The organism is Mesorhizobium sp. M0998 (genome assembly GCF_040318885.1).
Classification (GTDB): domain Bacteria; phylum Pseudomonadota; class Alphaproteobacteria; order Rhizobiales; family Rhizobiaceae; genus Mesorhizobium.
Map to the genome: position 1 here is coordinate 86267 of NZ_JAMYND010000016.1, position 17103 is coordinate 103369.

18 protein-coding genes and 2 pseudogenes are annotated in these 17103 nt (G+C 61.6%); 5 read left to right on the forward strand and 15 right to left on the reverse strand.

Annotated elements, in window-relative coordinates:
- Positions 1-11: 11 nt before the first annotated feature.
- A pseudogene (locus NKH59_RS17295) lies at positions 12-300 on the reverse strand (DUF1403 family protein); the annotation flags it as partial.
- A 159-nt stretch (positions 301-459) separates the two neighbouring features.
- Here NKH59_RS17295 and NKH59_RS17300 point away from each other — a divergent pair.
- Both NKH59_RS17300 and NKH59_RS17305 read left to right on the forward strand, forming a co-directional pair.
- Positions 460-1161, forward strand: coding sequence for an IS6 family transposase (locus NKH59_RS17300; RefSeq protein ID WP_353022526.1), 702 nt, complete (start codon positions 460-462; stop codon positions 1159-1161).
- 240 nt (positions 1162-1401) lie between these two features.
- On the forward strand, positions 1402-1899 hold the full coding sequence (locus tag NKH59_RS17305) for a hypothetical protein (protein ID WP_353022528.1): 498 nt from the start codon (positions 1402-1404) through the stop codon (positions 1897-1899).
- On the opposite strand, the gene scpB is transcribed toward NKH59_RS17305, so the two are convergent.
- Complete coding sequence (gene scpB, locus NKH59_RS17310) at positions 1841-2581, reverse strand: SMC-Scp complex subunit ScpB (RefSeq protein WP_353022530.1); 741 nt, start codon at positions 2579-2581, stop codon at positions 1841-1843. The genes NKH59_RS17305 and scpB overlap by 59 nt on opposite strands.
- A gap of 3 nt (positions 2582-2584) precedes the next feature.
- Positions 2585-3598, reverse strand: coding sequence for a DUF1403 family protein (locus tag NKH59_RS17315; protein ID WP_353022595.1), 1014 nt, complete (start codon positions 3596-3598; stop codon positions 2585-2587).
- 127 nt (positions 3599-3725) lie between these two features.
- Here NKH59_RS17315 and NKH59_RS17320 point away from each other — a divergent pair, with 127 nt between their 5' ends.
- The 3 genes and pseudogenes from NKH59_RS17320 to NKH59_RS17330 all read left to right on the forward strand — a co-directional run.
- Positions 3726-4826 carry a tyrosine-type recombinase/integrase gene (locus NKH59_RS17320; protein WP_353022532.1) on the forward strand — a complete coding sequence of 367 codons (1101 nt, stop codon included), beginning with the start codon at positions 3726-3728 and terminating at the stop codon, positions 4824-4826.
- Positions 4827-5178: 352 nt separating this feature from the next.
- A complete protein-coding gene (locus tag NKH59_RS17325) occupies positions 5179-6363 on the forward strand; it encodes a site-specific integrase (protein WP_353022534.1) in 1185 nt (394 codons plus the stop codon).
- Between the two features lie 65 nt (positions 6364-6428).
- Positions 6429-6649 (forward strand): annotated as a pseudogene (locus NKH59_RS17330) (integrase); the annotation flags it as partial.
- A gap of 29 nt (positions 6650-6678) precedes the next feature.
- Here the strand turns inward: NKH59_RS17330 and NKH59_RS17335 are convergent.
- From NKH59_RS17335 to repC (NKH59_RS17390), 12 genes are all read right to left on the reverse strand, one after another.
- Positions 6679-7161: an RES family NAD+ phosphorylase gene (locus NKH59_RS17335; protein ID WP_353022536.1), complete on the reverse strand. Its 483-nt coding sequence runs from the start codon at positions 7159-7161 to the stop codon at positions 6679-6681.
- Positions 7158-7589, reverse strand: a complete 432-nt coding sequence (locus NKH59_RS17340) for an Xre family toxin-antitoxin system antitoxin (RefSeq protein WP_107652811.1) — start codon at positions 7587-7589, stop codon at positions 7158-7160. Before NKH59_RS17340 ends, NKH59_RS17335 begins: the two co-directional genes overlap by 4 nt.
- Positions 7590-7678: 89 nt before the next feature.
- On the reverse strand, positions 7679-8884 hold the full coding sequence (gene repC, locus NKH59_RS17345) for a plasmid replication protein RepC (protein WP_353022597.1): 1206 nt from the start codon (positions 8882-8884) through the stop codon (positions 7679-7681).
- A gap of 157 nt (positions 8885-9041) precedes the next feature.
- On the reverse strand, positions 9042-10028 hold the full coding sequence (gene repB, locus NKH59_RS17350; RefSeq protein ID WP_353022538.1) for a plasmid partitioning protein RepB: 987 nt from the start codon (positions 10026-10028) through the stop codon (positions 9042-9044).
- A gap of 79 nt (positions 10029-10107) precedes the next feature.
- Entirely contained in the window at positions 10108-11313 is a 1206-nt protein-coding gene (repA, locus tag NKH59_RS17355; protein ID WP_353022598.1) for a plasmid partitioning protein RepA, read from the reverse strand.
- 342 nt (positions 11314-11655) lie between these two features.
- Positions 11656-12543, reverse strand: coding sequence for an ArdC family protein (locus NKH59_RS17360; protein ID WP_353022540.1), 888 nt, complete (start codon positions 12541-12543; stop codon positions 11656-11658).
- Positions 12544-12769: 226 nt separating this feature from the next.
- On the reverse strand, positions 12770-13198 hold the full coding sequence (locus NKH59_RS17365; RefSeq protein WP_353022542.1) for a hypothetical protein: 429 nt from the start codon (positions 13196-13198) through the stop codon (positions 12770-12772).
- Positions 13180-13824, reverse strand: a complete 645-nt coding sequence (locus NKH59_RS17370; protein ID WP_353022544.1) for a Fic/DOC family protein — start codon at positions 13822-13824, stop codon at positions 13180-13182. Before NKH59_RS17370 ends, NKH59_RS17365 begins: the two co-directional genes overlap by 19 nt.
- 69 nt (positions 13825-13893) lie before the next feature.
- Entirely contained in the window at positions 13894-14100 is a 207-nt protein-coding gene (locus NKH59_RS17375) for an antitoxin VbhA family protein (RefSeq protein ID WP_353022546.1), read from the reverse strand.
- 119 nt (positions 14101-14219) lie between these two features.
- Positions 14220-14552: a DUF736 family protein gene (locus tag NKH59_RS17380; protein ID WP_292412976.1), complete on the reverse strand. Its 333-nt coding sequence runs from the start codon at positions 14550-14552 to the stop codon at positions 14220-14222.
- A 397-nt stretch (positions 14553-14949) separates the two neighbouring features.
- Entirely contained in the window at positions 14950-15465 is a 516-nt protein-coding gene (locus NKH59_RS17385) for a thermonuclease family protein (RefSeq protein ID WP_353022548.1), read from the reverse strand.
- Positions 15465-16733 carry a plasmid replication protein RepC gene (gene repC, locus NKH59_RS17390; protein ID WP_353022549.1) on the reverse strand — a complete coding sequence of 423 codons (1269 nt, stop codon included), beginning with the start codon at positions 16731-16733 and terminating at the stop codon, positions 15465-15467. The genes NKH59_RS17385 and repC (NKH59_RS17390) overlap by 1 nt, the downstream gene beginning before the upstream one ends.
- Positions 16734-17103 lie beyond the last annotated feature (370 nt).

A 17103-nucleotide genomic window follows, 5' to 3' on the forward strand; every position in this document is an offset into this window, starting at 1 on the left:
GTCCGCCATCGCTACAGCCCATAGAGCCGGAAGGTCGGCCGACCCGACAATTCTCGCACGGCGCCAAAGTCGACCAGCCTGTCAAACAGGCGCCGCAGACCGCGGTCGCTCATGCCACGAACGGGTGGGACGCGACAATTGCGTCGTCGGACAGCAGTTTTTCGACAACAGCATCCTATCCCTTTGCCCGCAGCTTCGGTGCAACGGCGATGAGCCGCTGGGCACGACGAGCGAGCTCGGGGCCGAAAGCTCGACGGCCCGCAGCGCGGCGCGCACCTGAGCCACAAGGAGGCCCTGAACGCTCTCCCTGCCTGGCGCCTGGTCCCTCTCCGCCAGTCTATTTATTCTCGGTCGCACGCCACGCGTGTTCCCGCCCGAATCCTGGCTGCCCTCCCAGCAGCGGCACCGCAGGCATCGTCAACTTAACGAAGCGTGGATACCGATGTGCGATGACGGGCTATGACAGAGCGTGACCCACTCTACCGCCGCCATCGCTTCCCCGCCGAGATCATCGCCCATGCTGTCTGGCTCTATTTCCGTTTTCCTCTCAGTTTGCGAATGGTCGAGGACTTGCTGGCGGCACGAGGGATTATTGTCTCGCATCAGACAGTCCGGCTTTGGGCAGAGAAATTCGGGCGGACCTTTGCCAGCGAGATCCGCCGCCGCTCAACGGGTCGGCTGGGTGACAAGTGGCATCTCGACGAGGCCGTCGTTTCGATCCGCGGCAAGAAGCACTGGCTCTGGCGCGCCGTCGATCAGGACGGTTTCGTCCTGGAGGTTCTGGTGCAAAGTCGTCGCAATGCCAAGGCCGCCAAGCGTCTGATGCGCAAGCTGTTGAAGGGCCAAGGCCGCGCGCCGCGCGTGATGATCACCGACAAGCTTCGGTCTTACGACGCTGCAAAGCGAGAGATCATGCCGGGGGTCGAACACCGTTCGCATAAAGGCTTGAACAATCGGGCGGAGAATTCCCATCAGCCAGTCCGGCGACGGGAACGGATCATGAAACGCTTCAAGTCACAACGCCATTTGCAGCGCTTCGTCTCCATCCATAATCCGATTGCCAACCTGTTCCACATCCCCCGCCATGAAATCTCCTCCAGCCATCATCGCGAACTGCGTTCAGAGGCAATGAACCTGTGGGCAAAAATCGCTCGGGCATGAACCGTCGTGGGGCAAGCGGGCTACGACCGCCTCGCGCTCTTTAAGTTTACGATGCCTCGCGGTCTTCGGGATCGATGTCCCGCCTGTCGAAGCGGGATTGCATCCTTCGACCAGACCGAACTGATGCCGCAGCACTTCTGCGCCCGATGCGCCTTCGATCTGCGCACGGCATCGAAGGTCTTCGTCAAAACGTCGGCATGACGGCTGGAACGGTCGATCGACGATATCTGCAAGGTGGAGATGGCCAAGGGATCGATGATGATCGGCGACCTGACTTCGCGCCTGCTGGGCGCGCCTGTCGTTGCAGGCGTCTCATTGGGGAAGACGCTCACGAACCTGTCCACGTCCTCGCGCATCCGCTGCTTCGAATGGCTGGCGGACAAGCCTGTCAGCTGGTTGATGACAGATGAGGACGATGCTGTTGCCCGGCGGCGTCGGCACGTCCTGGCTGCAGGCGGCCATGACCGGTTGATTGCGCACTTCTCGGATTTCATGGACAGCATCAAGGATCGCCGAGGTCTGTGCGGTCACCCCCGACCGGCGCCGACCTTGCTGCTCTGCTCGAGGCCTATTCGCGCGCCACTGACGATGCGATCAAAACGAAGCGTCACCGTGTTCTTGCGGTCCCACGCGGATAGGATTGCTGCCCGCGAACCACCCATCCCTGGTGAGCAGCATGCTATTCATCACCGGCAACGCCCGCATCTTCTTCCCAGTCACTGGAAAACCCCGGCATGATGTCGCCCGCCAGCAGCTTCTCCTTCGACAGCAGGCCTGCATCCTCAAGCGCTTCGATGTCGGGGAGATCGCGCAGTGTGTCGAACCCGAACTCAAGCAGGAACGCCTTGGTCGTGACATAGGTGTACGGCGCCCCGGGTTGCGGTGCGCGCGGGCCGGAAGCGATCAGGCCGGCGCCGCGCAAATGACCAATAAAATCGCGGCTGATTTCCTTGCCGAAAAACGACGACAGTTCTCCGCGCGTAATTGGCTGGAAATAGGCGATGCACATCAGCACCAGCACGTCCGACTGCGTTAGCTCTGCCGCGCGTCCGCTCCCGCCGACGGCGGTGCCAAATGCACTGCGGATGGCGTCGGCATAGGCCGGCCGCGTCAGATGCCGAAAACCGCCGGCGACCGCCACCAGATCATAGGGCCGGCCGCGCAGGTCCTCGCGGATATCATCGATGATGAGATCGATATTGCAGCTCTTGCCGACGATACGCGCCAGGGTGTCACGTGTCACCGGCTCGCTGGCCGCGAAAATCGTCGCTTCGACGCGGTTCATCCATTCACGCCAGCGCGCCTCCGGTGGCAGGTGGTCGAGATCGCGGTCAAACAAATGGTCATTTGAACGACGGCCGTCTGACCGATTGTCATCCGATCGGCCTTTGCCACGTCTCGTGCGCGCGCCCTCCACCATCGGCTACAGCCCGTAGATGCGGAACGTGCTGCGGCCCGACAGCTCGCGCACGGCGCCGAGATCGACCAGTCGGTCGAACAGGCGGCGCAGGCCGCGGTCGCTCATCACGGTGCTTGTGTCGCCGCGCGACGCGACGAGCGCATCGTCGTTCAGCAAACGGTCGACGACAAGGTCCGCACCCTTCGCCCGCAGTTTTGGCGCAATGGCACTGAGCCGCTCGGCGCGGCGGCCGAGCTCGGCCGAGAGATCGATCGCCCGCAGCGCTGCGCGCGCCTGAGCCACGAGCAGGCTCTGCACCCTCTCCCCGCCTGGCGCCTGATCCCTCTCCGTCAGGCTGGTCGTTTTCGGAGGCACGCCACGCAGGCTGCCGCCCGATCCCGGCTGCGCTCCCAGAAGCGGCACCGCATGCGGCCATCCCAATCTTTGCGCGAGCAGCGCGTCGGCGAGCCACGAACCCAAATAGCGTCCGAAGCCATGGCGCCCGGCGCTCGCGAAAGCACCGGTCAGCATGTCGAGCGTCCCGACGCTGGCGCCGAGCTGCCGAAGCTCATCCGCCAGATCGCCGAGCGCCTCGCCGTCGCGGGCAAAAAAGCCGAATTCCTCCAATGCCGCGGCGAGGTTTTGCTCCGTCAGAAGCTCCGCCGCGGGCCGGGCTGCCAGCCGGCGCCAGGCGAGGAGCAAAAGACCGGCGGGCCCGGCATTGTCGCCCGGTCGTGTGAGCAGCACGGCGTCGCGCAGCGCGGCCTCATCCTCGGTGCGGCCCGCCTGCCGCACCGTCGCCGCGGCCGCGCCGAGTGCGAGGCGCTGCCGCCAGGCGCCGGCCCATTTTTCGTCCCGGCGCACGAGAGCATCGAGCGCGGCGATCGCGGCGCCGCATGCGATCGCAGCATCTTCAACGGTTTGCGCCGCCGCGACCGCCCGGCGCAGCCAGGACGGCACCGATGCCGCGAGAGCGGACAGCCCGAGCCCGGGAGACTGGGCATGGTGGCGCGGGGCCGGTTTGGGGCGGAGAATCATCCCCGACAGGATGAATCGACGCGGCGCTTTTTGCAAGGCATGACCGCAAAAACCGCCGCGCCTGTCGCGGGACAATAATGTCCGGTAAGGTTGCATTATCGGACGTATCGTGATAGGCTCCCAAACCATGCAAAATCCCCCGGAAAACCCGCCCGAAATCGACGCACCAACCCATGACGATCTGCCGGACATCGTCGACCTGGTCATGGAAATGGGCGCCTCACCCCCCGCCCCGCGGGCGCCAACGCGTCTGGAAGCCCTCGTCGAGACCGCCACAGGCTACGCCAACGCCGCCAGCTCCGAAAACACGCGCGACGCCTACGCCAAGGACTGGCGGCACTTTTCCTCCTGGTGCCGCCGCGAAGGGTTCGACCCGATGCCGCCCTCCAGCCAGGTCATCGGCCTCTACATCGGCGCCTGTGCCGCCGGCGATCCAAAACGCGGCCTGCCATCGCTCTCCGTCGCGACGATCGAGCGCCGCCTCTCCGGCCTCGCCTGGAATTTCACCCAGCGTGGCCAGCCGATGGATCGTGCGGACCGGCATATCTCAACCGTTCTCGCCGGCGTCCGTCGCAAGCATGCAAAGCCGCCCCGGCAAAAGGAAGCCGTGCTTGGGGACGACATCAAGGCGATGGTCAATACGCTTGGCCATGATCTCAGGGGCTTGCGCGACCGCGCTATTTTGCTCCTTGGCTTCGCCGGCGGGCTGCGGCGTTCCGAGATCGTTGGCCTCGACGTCGCCCGGGAGGAGCACAGTGATGGTGCCGGCTGGATCGAGATCTTTCCTGACCAGGGCGTTCTGGTGACGCTACGCGGCAAGACCGGCTGGCGCGAGGTCGAGGTCGGCCGCGGCGCCTCCGACCAGACCTGCCCGGTCGTCGCTCTGGAAACCTGGATCAGGTACGGCCGCATCGCTCGAGGCCCCCTCTTCCGGCGCATCTTCAAGGACAACAAGACCGTCGATGTCGAGCGCCTGTCCGACAAGCATGTGGCCCGCCTAGTGAAGCGGACGGCGCTCGCTGCTGGCGTGCGCGGAGATCTTCCCGAAGGCGAGCGAGAACTGCTGTTTTCAGGACACTCGCTGCGCGCGGGCCTTGCCTCCTCGGCCGATATCGAGGAGCGCTACGTCCAAAAGCATCTCGGCCATGCCTCGGCCGAGATGACCCGCAAGTATCAGCGCCGACGCGATCGGTTCCGGACCAACCTCACAAAAGCTTCCGGCCTTTGAAAGCCCCCTCCCCCGTCCGAAGCTGTAATGACGGTCGAGGGAGTACGGGATTTCACCTTAGCGCTTCAATTGAAATCGGGAAGTAAAACCGACATCGGCGTGGGCAAGCGGCCCGATCAGGCTGCTCAGGGGCAGGCAGGAAATATCGTAAGCCATTGATTCCTTTGTAGCCGATTCGCGTAACGGAAGCTATCTTCCCTTTCACTTCTGCCACAGGCGACGATCCTGAGAACAAAGCTCACTATCGATAATGACCTCTTATCGATAGTGATGGATCTGGCGGCCAAGAGGCGCTAGACTCGGCGTGAGCACGGCCGCGAAGGCCATAGAAACCCGCCTCGAAGATCTCTTAATGCCAAAAACGACCCCTGCCCCCACTGGCGGCCGCCAAAGCACCGAACTTGTGGCGCGGCGGGCCGAAGCCCTGGACGCGCTCGATTCCGTGTTGCCCTTCGACCGCCGCGATTTTCTGGCCGGGCTTTTAACCGACGACGACGTGGAGACGCTGCGCCACCTGGCGAAAGAAGGCATCGGCGAAAATTCCCTCCGCGCGCTGGCCTCCGATCTCGGCTATCTCGAAGCTTGGTGTCAGGCGGCCACAAGCTCACCCCTCCCTTGGCCGGCGTCGGAGGCGCTACTGATCAAATTCGTCGCGCACCACCTGTGGGATTTTGCGAAACGCGAGACGGATCCGGCGCACGGCATGCCGGCTGACGTCGCGGCGACGCTGAAATCCCAAGGGCTTCTGCGCAGCGACGGGCCCCATGCGCCCAACACCGTGCGGCGGCGGCTGTCGAGTTGGTCGACGCTGACCAAATGGCGCGGTCTTAGGGGAAAATTCAATGCGCCGGGGCTGCAGAGCGCGATAAAACTGGCGGTCCGTGCCAGCGCCCGTCCCCGCAGACGCAAGAGCAGAAAGGCGGTGACCGGCGATATTCTGGCCGCCGTCCTGAAAGCCTGCGCCGGCGACCGCCTTGTCGACCTGCGCGACCGCGCACTTCTCATCACCGCCTTCGCCTCCGGCGGCCGCCGCCGCAGCGAGATGGCGTCGCTCAGGATCGAGCAGATCATCGAAGAAGACCCGGTGCCGGCCGATCCCAAAGCTCCCGACGGCGACAAACTGCCGTGCCGGTCGATCCGGCTCGGCCGGACAAAAACGACGCAGGCCGACAGCGACGCTTTCGTGCTGCTTGTCGGCCGGCCGGTGCTGGCCTTGAAAGATTGGCTCGAGCGGGCCGCGATCACGGAAGGCGCCGTCTTCCGCGCCGTCGACCGCTGGGGCAATCTGGAAAAACGCGCGCTGACGCCGCAGGCGGTCAACCTGATCCTGAAGCGGCGCATCGCCGAGGCCGGGCTCGACCCGACTGCGTTTTCCGCCCACGGCCTGCGCTCCGGCTACCTCACCGAAACCGCGCGCCGCGGCATTCCGCTGCCCGAAGCCATGCAGCAGTCGCAGCATCGCTCCGTGCAGCAGGCGTCGAACTACTACAACGATGCCGAACGCACGCTCGGGCGGGCGGCGCGGATAATCGTCTGAGTCGCAGATCGATCCGACGCATCACAGTTTGCAGCGTCAGCTCCAGGACTATTGGTTCCGAGACGGCCGCGCTTGCCGCCGGCGTGCGCAAGGCGACCTGTCAGAAGGCGAACGGGGCCAAGAGTTCTCCGGCCATTCCCTGCGCGCCGGGCTAGCCTCGGCGGCCGAGGTCGATGAGCGCTATGTGCAAAAGCATCTCGGCCATGCCTCAGCCGAGATGACGCCGAAATATCAGCGCCGACGTGACCGGCTGCGCGTCATTCTCACCAAGGCCTCGGGGTTGTAGCCGACAGGAAGCCCCTTCCCGTCCCCCTGTTACGCGCCAAACAGCCGCCGGTCCCAATAGACGGGCTGGTGCAGGCTCGTCTGGATCCTTGAAAACTCCGGATGCGCCGGATTGATCAGCACATTGCTATCGAGACGCGCCACGACACTCGGCACCAGCAGGATGACGCTGCGCCTTTCTAAACACCAGGTCTCGCCAAATCCCATGCTCACCGTTGCCGGCATCGTGTCCCAGCCGGGCAGTGACGGCTGGGAAAAGACCTCGTAGCTCAGCCCGCGCGGGATTGTAATTTCGATGTAGTGCTGGTTAGGCGGTAGTCGGCCGCTGCCGTGCACCAGCTTTTCCAACAGGGCCGTCGAATAGTGCTCGCTCGTGTAGATTATAGGACTTCCGGGCGTGTTCCATCGCCCTGGCGCGATTGTCGAGCCGGTCGCGTCGAAGATCGGGTAGCTGCCGGCCGGATCGCCGATGCGAAAGGACGATAGCGTGCGGTCGAGAGTCGGCGCCGTCACGCAGCACTGCCGTACTTCAGACCTCCGAGGATATCGACCACCATTTCGGCGCCGAACTCGCTCAGGATAACGACGTCGATCGGTCGCTTGTCCTCAATCATCGGGTGCGGCCGAAACAAGAAATCGCGCGCTTCCTCTTCGTTCTGCCAGACATCGACAGCAAGACCCCAGACGCGCGCCACGCGGGCCAGTCGTGTGCCCTCGTCCGACGAGAGACGATGCACCGTCTTGCGCCGCTCATAGGTCGCTTTGGGGATCAGCCGGTATTTGAACTGAGCATCGCCAGGCGCCAGAAGATGCGCAACGCGCTCGAGTGCCCCGATGGGAAGTCCATTCTCGATCCGGGAGATCAGCCCGAAAGGCGACCGTGACGCCACCTCCTTAACGGGCAGCCCCAACACGTCGGCGACATTTCCGAACGCTAGCATTTCACTCTCCATTCCATGTGAGGCAAAATATAGCCTCACATGATGCGACATACAAGCCCCGGCATCAGCGCGAACCGATCCGCCAACAGTTACCCTGTCATCTTTGCAGTCGCGCCGTTCGCTCGCAATGCCGCCATCAGCATCGGCCCGACCGAAAACTCCCCTGCCCTCGCCTTCTCGGTCAGCACGCGCAGATAGCCACCCGCTGACTCGATGTGCTGTGCCCGCTGCAGAATGCAGGCAATCACCACCGCGGCGATTTCCTGACCCATCACCTGGCAGGCATCCTCATACGCAGACGGCGAAACACCCAGGTATCCCCGCACCTGGGCGGCGGTTATCATGAAATCGCGCCAGTTGCCGATCCCGTCGACGGCGTAGTCCGCGATTTCGGGGCAGGCCTTCAGCACTAGCCCCAGCGGATAGGTTTTCGGCGGCTCTGCGGTCCTCGTTAGTGGCTCGGCCGCCGCCCCGCCTTTTTCGAAAGCAGGTTCAAATTCAAAAGTGGAGTCGGTATTTGAATCAGATTGCTGCCGCTCGCTCTGGGACTCATTGCCGCTCGGATTCGTAGATTCCATATGGATTTCCAGCAGCTTATCCACATCGTCACGCAACGCGGCCAGATCGGCCACGATAGGTTCAAGCTCGGCAATGCGGGCTCGGCGCGGAATTGTCTCCACAACGGCGCGGAAACGCCTCCACAGGCCTCCCCAGTCGCCCGGCACGTCTTCCTCAACGGCCGCCTCGACCAACTTCTGGATATCGCGGCGGTGTAGCGTAATGCGTTCCCTCATAAGCCTGAGCGCCCTGTTGTCGGCGCGAACACGCTCGGCCGCCGCCTCGAACTCTTGAACACGGGCCAGCAGCGGCGCCAGCGAGAAGCCAAATGCTTCCTCGATCTCCCCACCCCTGCCCTTCCGTGCATAACGCTTGCCGTTCGGGCTGTCCCGACGGATGACTAGACCGCAAGCCACCAGTTCCGCCAGGTTCCTCCGCAAGGTGGAATCGGGCATGCCGTGCGCCCTGAGGGACAGCTGTGCGTTCGAGGGAAACACGATGAGGCCGTTTTCCTCGCTCAGCTCACTGTCAGGATAGAATGACAGCAACGCACTCAGGACGGCCAGGGCGCGATCGCCGATGCCGACGATGCTTTTGCCCTCGCAGAGGTTGCGATAGATCTGCCACTTGTCGACAACCCTGCCTTTGGGGATCTCGCGTGACTCGTTTTGCGCTGCCAGCATGGCAAGCGACATCGGCCGCCGCCCAAAGGGCGTCGTTGCAATACCCGTGACCATTTCTTCCTTCGCCTTCAATTAGGCAAAAGAAATCCGTCCGCCGAATCGACGCTTAAAACTCTTGACACTGATTCGCGGAAATGAGATTCTCGGATTGTCTAGATACGAGAAGGGCTTCCGCTACGGTGACGTTCGGGGGCCTTTTTCTTTTGCGGTTTCAGTCTCCTGTTGTTGTCTTCTCCGAATCCCTGAACGCTCGGTAGAGCTGCTCAAGGTTTTCCGAGATCCATCCACCGAAACGCGGTCCGTCCTTGGCCCTCAGTGCCAATGAGAACGCCTTTCCAGTACTTTTTGCGACAACCGTAACCGACTTGTCGGGAGGGGCCCAGATTCTGGCCTTGGCATCCCCTCCACCCTTTTTGGGCTTCTTGGAAACGCTCAGGGAATTAAGAAGAAGATTGAACCTCTCGTCGGATTGCGCTGCGCCAAACCCGTTAGACGTGACAAACTCCACTGCCGTTGCAGCGTTCGCCGGCACCCGAACGAGTTTCTTGAGATCCTCCCAGCGATCGCGCCCGACACCCTTGGCGGCACCGACGGCGTCGAGAACCGCACTAGGAACCGTCTCGGCAACCGACAGCATCCGCGACAACAACGTGTCGTCCACGGTCAGCGCAGCCTTGAGGGTATCCTTTGTCATTCCGCTGTCCGCCAGCTTCTTGGCGAACAAGGCTTTCTCGATAAATGACAAGTCCGCCCGTGCCGTGTTCTCCTGCCCCTGGGTGATTACATGAGCAATATCGGCCATAGGCTTGACCACAGCTCGGACACTGATCCCGAGGTCGCGCGCGACTTTTGCCCGCCGATGCCCGAAAACAATCATATAGCGACCGGAGATCTCGGGATGCGGCCGCACAAGAATGGGTGACGCTTGCCCAGACGTCCGGATTGCCTCTCGCAGATCGCGATACTCTTCGTCACTTTCCTCGATGCGGTCGGAGACAAATGACGCGGTGACCAACGCGGGATCGAGGCTCACAACTGTCTCGCCGTCGAGCAACCGCATGGAATTCTCGGCCATTTCGTCGAGAGACTGCATCATCGAGCGCGAGGCCCCGCGCTTCGCATATTCGGCCCTGCCTTCCGAGTCCCTGGCGGGTGCTATCGAGGCCGTGACGCTTGTGAGCAGGTTTTTCCGAGCCATCAACTATCTCCGGAATCCAAGCGCAATTCATTGAATTCGCGTGCGAAACCCGTGATCTGCACGGCTGTCAATTTCTCCGTCATCTGCGCCCCCACGCCTTGTGGATGAGGCCCGTGATCTCGGAATTTACGGCATTCAGGCTTTCCATCGCGCGCTCGTATGTCGTGCGAATAAACTGCGACTTTTCGACCTCATAGAGGGTCTGCTTTGTTATCCCCGCATCCGAGATTGCCGTCGATTTCAGCATTTGGTTCGTGAGCAGGTGGCGCGCGAACATTGCCTGCATGAAGCCCACCATTTGTGCCTGTGGGCCATCAGTCGGCTCGTAGCGCGTGACCAAATATCGGAACCACTTAAGCTTGACGGCAGCCCCTGCGGCCTTGATCGACTGCAATATACTCCCGAGCATCAGCAGGAACTGAGACATCGACATTATGTCTAGCATCTGCGGATGAACGGTGATCAGGACCGAAGTCGAGGCCGTCAGGGCCGTCAGCGTGAGGTAACCGAGCTGTGGCGGGCAATCGATGACGACCACATCGTAGCGCTCGTCCACCTCCCTGAGAGCGGTCGTTATGCGTGTGAAGAACATCCGGCCTTCTGGCGAGTTCTTGTTCGAAGCGGCCAGCGGAGTTTCATACTCGTATTCCTGCAGCTCAAGGTTTGCGGGCACGATATCAAGTCCCGGAAAATTCGTCCGCTGGATGATTTCGGAGATCGGCTTGCGTTCTCCGTCATACCTCAAAGCCTCATACAGTGACGGGTTCTTGTCGAGTTCGGGCTGGATGCCGTGCAACGCCGAAAGCGATGCCTGTGGATCGAGATCGATGGCGAGCACCCGATGCCCAGTGAGCGCGAGGTACTGCGCCAGATGCGCCGCAGTCGTTGTCTTGCCCGAGCCTCCCTTGAAATTCACGACGGCCAGGACCTGCATCGGCTCCCCGGCCCGTCGGTACGGCACATAGCGCTTGAAGTCAGCCCGTCCGTGTTTGTCTAGGTACTGCCGAAGCTCCAGCATCTGGTCGGCAGTATATGTCCGCCTGCCTGAAGGCGTCGTCGCCGGGATCGGCCCCTTGCCCTCCAAATGCAGCTTCTTGATGTGGTTCTGGGTGACCCCGAGATATTCCGCGACCTCGGCGAGCGTGAATTGCCGTAGCCCTTTTGTGGCGTCGGGCGGATACTGCTCGAAGCGAAGCAAATTCAGTTTGTCCGAGATAAGCTCCCCCTGTTTGAGGATCATCTCGTCAAAATCGAACTCGAGATCGTGGTCAGGTAGCAAATTCATATTTTCCGGAATCCAGAATAACGCTTTTCTCACGCAAATCACTTTGCAAGCGTGAATAATGCCTGATTCTTTTGCTCCGGCAACAAGTTTTCAGTTAACGAAAGGTTAACGGCATTCCGGTCCAAAAAACATTGGGGGAACCATGCGCGTGAGCGCCTAAGTCCGACCAGTCCGAACAAATTGGCAGCTGCTCCCCTGGCATGGACCCGCGCAGTATGCGCTATCGTTTTGGTTTGCAATGATAAAAGCTGATTCTGCACGGCTGTCAAAAGATCAACTTGGGTTCAAGCTCTCGACGGCCCTCCTCGGGGCCGCTCTGGTTAACTGCTCGCCTCTGCAAGACTAGGCGGCTTCCTGTCCGGCGTCCGGCTGCAGGGCCGTGAGATACTCAGCAGCGGCCTGCGCCTTCGCAGCGGCCGTGATGATTGCCCTCTTGTCATTTTTCAGGACGGCGAGCCAGTTCGCCAGATAGGCGGCTGTGTTGTCGCGCGGATCATGCGCCACGCCCAGGTCGGCACACAGGAACGATGCTGCGAGCTCGGCAACGAGCTCCTCGACGGCGTAGCCTTCACTGCCGAACCTGCCCGTCAGATCGCGGTCCAGGCGATGCTTTGCGCCGGACCAATGCGAAACCTCATGCAGCAAAGTCGAGTAAAGGTGCACCTCGCTGTCGAAACGTCCGCGGTCAGGCATGAGGATGTCGTCGATGCTGGGCCGGTAACAAGCTTTGGTGCCACCGTAGCTGACGCTTGCGCCGGTGTTCTGGACGAAGCTTTCGACGGTCTCGATGTGCGGAACAGGATTGCCCGGCAGCTCCTCGGCCGGGCTGAAGAACCTGTCCGGCATGTTCTCGATCTGCTCAACATTGAAGACGGTGTAGCCCTTCAGATATGGAATCGCGCGTTCTTCGTCGTCGTTCTGATCCTTCGGAGTGAACGTGCCGTACTTGACGACGAGGGTGCCTTTTTCGCCCTTGCGGACTTGACCACCGAAGTCCTGCGCTTGTCTGTAGGTCATCCAGGTGTTTTCCTCGTAGCCGAACGTCTGGACCGCGACCCACAGCATGATGACGTTGATGCCGCGGTAGGCTTCGCCGGTAGCGCGCCGCGGAATGATCGCGCTGCGGCGGGCATTGCCGCGCCAGGGGCGGATCCACGGCTTGGTACCGGCTTCAAGCTGCTCGACAATGGTGTCCGTGATGCGCTGGTAGGTGTCCTTGATGCTCTGCATGACCGTCTCCATCCGTTGGTTGACGGCAAAGACCGGAGATAGCCGAAACGAGCCCATGCACCCGTAGGGCCGCAACGGAGAGGAGGACCGCGCCAGCGGTTGCATGGGGGAGGGGCTGTCGTAGCTTGTCCGTCAAATCACCCAACGGATGGAGACGGCCGGCCGCATCGATCACGCCTGGCCGGTCAACTACGGTCGCTGAGCAGCTTGCCCCTTGCGGACGCTGTCACCGTTCGCGGTCACCGCTATCGCGCTCACGCGCTCGCTGCGCCGCGATATCGGTCTCGATGGCCTTCAGCTCAACGGGCGGCGTGCCTTGCAGGGTCGCTTCGGCTCCTTCGGCCTGCACGGGCGCCTCGATGGCCTGTGGCTCACGGCCAAGGCGGGAAAAGTCGGATCGGGCGGTGAAGGTGATTTCCGCCTCGTCATCGGGCAGTCGCTCCGGTAGGTCCGCGCGATCGACGGCCATGATCCGTTCGTCCGAGACGATGCTGGCGACACGGTCGTCGTGCCCGAGCACCTGGCCGGTCACTTCTTCGCCTGGGCGGGCTGTGCGGACGTTATGCTCAAACGGACTCTCGCCGCGCGCCTCGAGGTCGGAAAACGCGGAGCGAAGGGCTTCGCGGCGGTTCGGGTCTACCGCGTCCTCGAGCACATGTTCATGGCCGCACTTGACGGGTCGTTCGTGGTTTGGATCGAGGCCTCGATCATGCGCGGTTTGGAGATGACCGTGAAATCGACTTCATGGCCGTAGTTGCGCCCAAGCTCGGCAATGAACACCTCCTGGGTGCGACCGTTGCCCTCGCGGAACGGATGCACATAGTTGAGTTCGGCCATGACCTGGCCCGCGCATTCGGCAAACTGCTCTGGCGTTGAATTGCGCAAAACGTCGGGATCACGGATAAGCTTCAACGCTTCGTCCAGCCCCATTTCGATGCGCGAACCATGGAGGAATGCCGTGCCGCCTTTGGACAGGCCACCGATCGGGTCGACGCGCACCCCGTCCACGATCGGGCTTTCGTTGCGGGTGTGCCCGGCCCATTCGTAAACGTCCTGAAAAATATAACCGTGGATGGCTTTCAAATGCGCCTTGTCGAACAGGCCGGTCGGACCGTCGCCTTCGGCACTTTCCGCCATGCGGAAAGCCGTGGCGCGGTATTCTTCGATGCGGAGTTCGGAATGAGTCTCGATGCCGAACCTATTGCGCAACACGTCGGTACGATCGGGATCGTCCAACGTGTTCGGATAGAAATAGGAACCTTGGGCAGGACTGTCGGACATCGGCGGGGCCAACAAAAAACCGCCTGCGTAGGGCAGGCGGCCTTTCGCCTTTGACAGTTGGTGTTTCGGCTATGCCCGTTTCGCTGGCCGCACGACACGCAGGCGATACTCTTCGCGGGTAATGTCGCCGACGACGTAGGCCGCCGTCGCTTCCTCCAGTACCGGATCGAAAGTGTAGCCCTGCCGGATATTGGCCGCGCGTGCCTGATCTGTCGCCTTCCGGCGCTTTGCAACGGCTTCCGGCGAGCGGTCCGGACGGGTCGAATGGATATTCATCAACAGATCTCCAATAGCGACAAACATTAGCAGAAAAACCGCTGAAAATCGAGCGGTTTGCGGCATTTATCGGCCTTGTGAGGAATGCGCCCGGCTCGAGGCCGGGCGCTTCACGTCAATCAATCGCGGGGATCCCATTCGATGATCGCCTGCAGGGTGGGATCGTCCTGGCCGGGGTAGCGGCCGAGATTGGCGTTGAAGCCGAGGCGCTTGATCGAAAGCGTGTAGTAGGGCTTTTTCGCCTCGCTGGTCTTCTTCCAGATGCCGCCGACCTCGATGTCATAGCCGCGCGGCGACTTGGCATAGACGCGGTGCGTCGGGGCTTTCTCGTTGCTCGAGTCGAACGGGACAACGTGGATGTCCAGGTCGCGATCGATGGTGGAGATAAGGCCGTTGCCCTTGGCCGCGTCCAGCTCGTCGGTGTCGAACTGGATGAAGTTGGTGGTGGTCATGTCAGTCACTCCTCTTTGGTGGTTGCAATGATCGTTCACCGGCACGGCGGAAAGCGGTGCGCACCGCAGGCCGAAGCGAGAGCGGAGGAAGCCGGAGGCCGGAAAAATTTGCTGCGCGAGGAAGCCGCAGGCGGGGACATTTTTGCGGACGCCGGATTTGCGCAAACCGCGTCGACGTGCGAACGAGCGTCAAAAGCAACCGCCTTGGAGGGGCGATGGATGAACATCATTGGCTATATCTCACCGGCTCGCTGGCGGCCTGAAGCGGCAATAGCTGGTCTCATTTTATACATCTTTCGCGGCGAAGCAACGCATTCACGCCGTTCGTCGCAAGATTCGAGAAGCAAATTGCTTCACTGCTGCTGAAAGGTCGTGTAGCCGATTTGGGTATGAGAGTTCAAGGCGCCGGAGACTTCTTGGCGCGCCGATAGAGATGCGGACTCTCAATCTCGGCCGACCAGATGCCAAGCCTTCTGTCTCGGGCGCTGTTCTCGGCCTCGCCATACTCGACCAAGTTGATCGCATGGGACGACGGCAGATATCGAAGCAAGGATTCGGCAAGGCCGGCGCTGACCATTGCCAGGCCGATGTCGGTTTCATCGTAGAAGCACTGTCCGACCAGGCGCCGATAGCGGTCGCGGTCGATGATCCGACAACGGACGTGTTTCCCGTCGATCATTCGCCGAAGAAAGGCCCGACCTGCAAGGCCGCATTGCCAGACCTCCCCGTCGCGAAGGCCTGTCTGGTCGAGTTCGCAAGCGTCGATCGCCGCGATCCGAATGCGCTGCTGGCGCACGCTGATCGTGTCTCCGTCGATCACGCGGGCCGTGCCAGACCAGGTGGCCGGATCGGCATCGGCCGCGCCGACGCTGATGCAAACAACGGCCGCGAGAAAATAGCGCAGGAGGTACATCAGTTCACCGTATCCATGAGATTGCGAGCAGCGAGCCCGAAGACCGACCGGGCAAGGTGGAGCTCGCCGGCGGCTGCGCGGTCTGTCAAGGCACGCAAATAGCCGCCTGGCGACGTAACTTCCTGCCGGTCGAATTTCTGCAACGTCACCGCAATTGCAACGGCCGCCTGCTGCTCACCCATTTGGGCGACAGCGCAGCGCCGTGCGTCGTCGGAAATGCCGGTAATACAGCACATTTGGGGCACGAGCCGCGCCAAATCGGCCCAGGTCCGGGGCAGAGCAAACCCGTAAGTTCTCAACGCCGGTATCGCCCGCAAAACGTCCTGCAACGCCACAACAACATGTGGCAGGCGCTTCGGCTGGTTGACTTGGTACGAACCTCGCCCCAGGCTTGTTTCATAAGCCCATTGGCTGGCGGAGCCAGCCTCTAACAGATTGAGTTGTTCGGCGGCAGCAGAACGCCGATTCTCATTACTATTTACAATGGGATCAGGGGTTGTAGTCTGTTTGTGCATGTCGTTTTCGGCATACGTGCATGTCGACTCTTCCGCTTCCGATGCGACTTGCGGGCGACGTGGAAGCTGCAAGACCCGCTCGATGAACCACTCGACAAGCGCCGTTGCGCGGCGCAACACGCCGCTCGAGGCTTTTGCGGCTGTGCCGACCAGGGCAACGACCCGTTCAAGGCGCGCCTCTTGCCGTGCTCGGGCGCGCTCTGAAAGGTCGGTAACGGTCGCCAAAGCGCACCGGAGATTGCGCAGTGCGCCACGATATCGCCGCAACGCCGCGCGGGCGGTCGCCTTCTCCGCCTTCGCCTGTCGCACCAGATCGTCGAGTTCGCGGTAGCGGACGATAAGAATACGCAGGTCGATACCGCAACCATCGACAATCGAGCCGCTGGCACTGCGCACCGGATAGCGCTTGTAGTTGCCACTATCCTGCATAGTGACAAGGCCGGTGTCGAAGAGGCTCGACAGCATGCGGCTCACCCGGCCGGCCGAACGATTGATTTCGAAGGCAAGCTGCTGGTTGGACTTGAAGATGATCGGCCTCCCGGCTTTCTCGAAGGCCTCGCCCGGCGCAGTGTTGATCAGCGTGACCAGAAGATGGCTTTCGGTCGCGTTGATCAAGCCTGTGCAGGGCAGGTTGTGCGCGAGCACGGCGAGCTGACCGCGCGTCACCACTCCGATCTCGGCGGACTGTGCCAGTCGCCGATATTCGGCGCGTTGCGGTGTCATTCGGCGGCCGATCGGCCGCTTCGGTGGCATAGGTTCTCCCACTCTCGTCTCCTTTGTCGTGGAGACCAGACAAAACAATCCCGTTCACCGAAACGGTGTTTTTCAGGTTGACAGAGGAAGGGAGGTTTGCGACAAAGATTTTGCTAAAATGATTATTCGCAAACCGCTTCCGGGATTCGTTTCGGGGCGGTTTTCTTTTTCTGGTCGGTTCGTCTTCTCCGTCGTAGGCGTTAGTTCGCGTGACTCGGAATCATGATCCCGGGTGATTTGCAGAACCATAACCCGAATATCCATTTTGGCGCAACAACTGCGCTACCACCGGTAGCAGACAACACCACTCTCCAAAGGCTTTCAGGCACTTCATCGCTCGACACTCTCCGTTGTGCGCTCTATCTGCTAT

Bases quoted from the DNA above. Each gene is read 5' to 3' on its own strand.
- NKH59_RS17320 (WP_353022532.1), top strand. From the start codon at position 3,726: ATGCAAAATCCCCCGGAAAACCCGCCCGAAATCGACGCACCAACCCAT.
- scpB (WP_353022530.1), bottom strand. From the start codon at position 2,581: ATGGTGGAGGGCGCGCGCACGAGACGTGGCAAAGGCCGATCGGATGAC.
- NKH59_RS17360 (WP_353022540.1), bottom strand. From the start codon at position 12,543: ATGCAGAGCATCAAGGACACCTACCAGCGCATCACGGACACCATTGTC.
- repC (WP_353022549.1), bottom strand. From the start codon at position 16,733: ATGCCACCGAAGCGGCCGATCGGCCGCCGAATGACACCGCAACGCGCC.
- NKH59_RS17380 (WP_292412976.1), bottom strand. From the start codon at position 14,552: ATGACCACCACCAACTTCATCCAGTTCGACACCGACGAGCTGGACGCG.
- repB (WP_353022538.1), bottom strand. From the start codon at position 10,028: ATGGCTCGGAAAAACCTGCTCACAAGCGTCACGGCCTCGATAGCACCC.
- NKH59_RS17325 (WP_353022534.1), top strand. From the start codon at position 5,179: ATGCCAAAAACGACCCCTGCCCCCACTGGCGGCCGCCAAAGCACCGAA.
- NKH59_RS17305 (WP_353022528.1), top strand. From the start codon at position 1,402: ATGGCCAAGGGATCGATGATGATCGGCGACCTGACTTCGCGCCTGCTG.
- NKH59_RS17375 (WP_353022546.1), bottom strand. From the start codon at position 14,100: ATGAATATCCATTCGACCCGTCCGGACCGCTCGCCGGAAGCCGTTGCA.
- NKH59_RS17340 (WP_107652811.1), bottom strand. From the start codon at position 7,589: ATGCTAGCGTTCGGAAATGTCGCCGACGTGTTGGGGCTGCCCGTTAAG.
- repA (WP_353022598.1), bottom strand. From the start codon at position 11,313: ATGAATTTGCTACCTGACCACGATCTCGAGTTCGATTTTGACGAGATG.
- NKH59_RS17315 (WP_353022595.1), bottom strand. From the start codon at position 3,598: ATGATTCTCCGCCCCAAACCGGCCCCGCGCCACCATGCCCAGTCTCCC.
- repC (WP_353022597.1), bottom strand. From the start codon at position 8,884: ATGGTCACGGGTATTGCAACGACGCCCTTTGGGCGGCGGCCGATGTCG.
- NKH59_RS17300 (WP_353022526.1), top strand. From the start codon at position 460: ATGACAGAGCGTGACCCACTCTACCGCCGCCATCGCTTCCCCGCCGAG.
- NKH59_RS17385 (WP_353022548.1), bottom strand. From the start codon at position 15,465: ATGTACCTCCTGCGCTATTTTCTCGCGGCCGTTGTTTGCATCAGCGTC.
- NKH59_RS17370 (WP_353022544.1), bottom strand. From the start codon at position 13,824: ATGTCCGACAGTCCTGCCCAAGGTTCCTATTTCTATCCGAACACGTTG.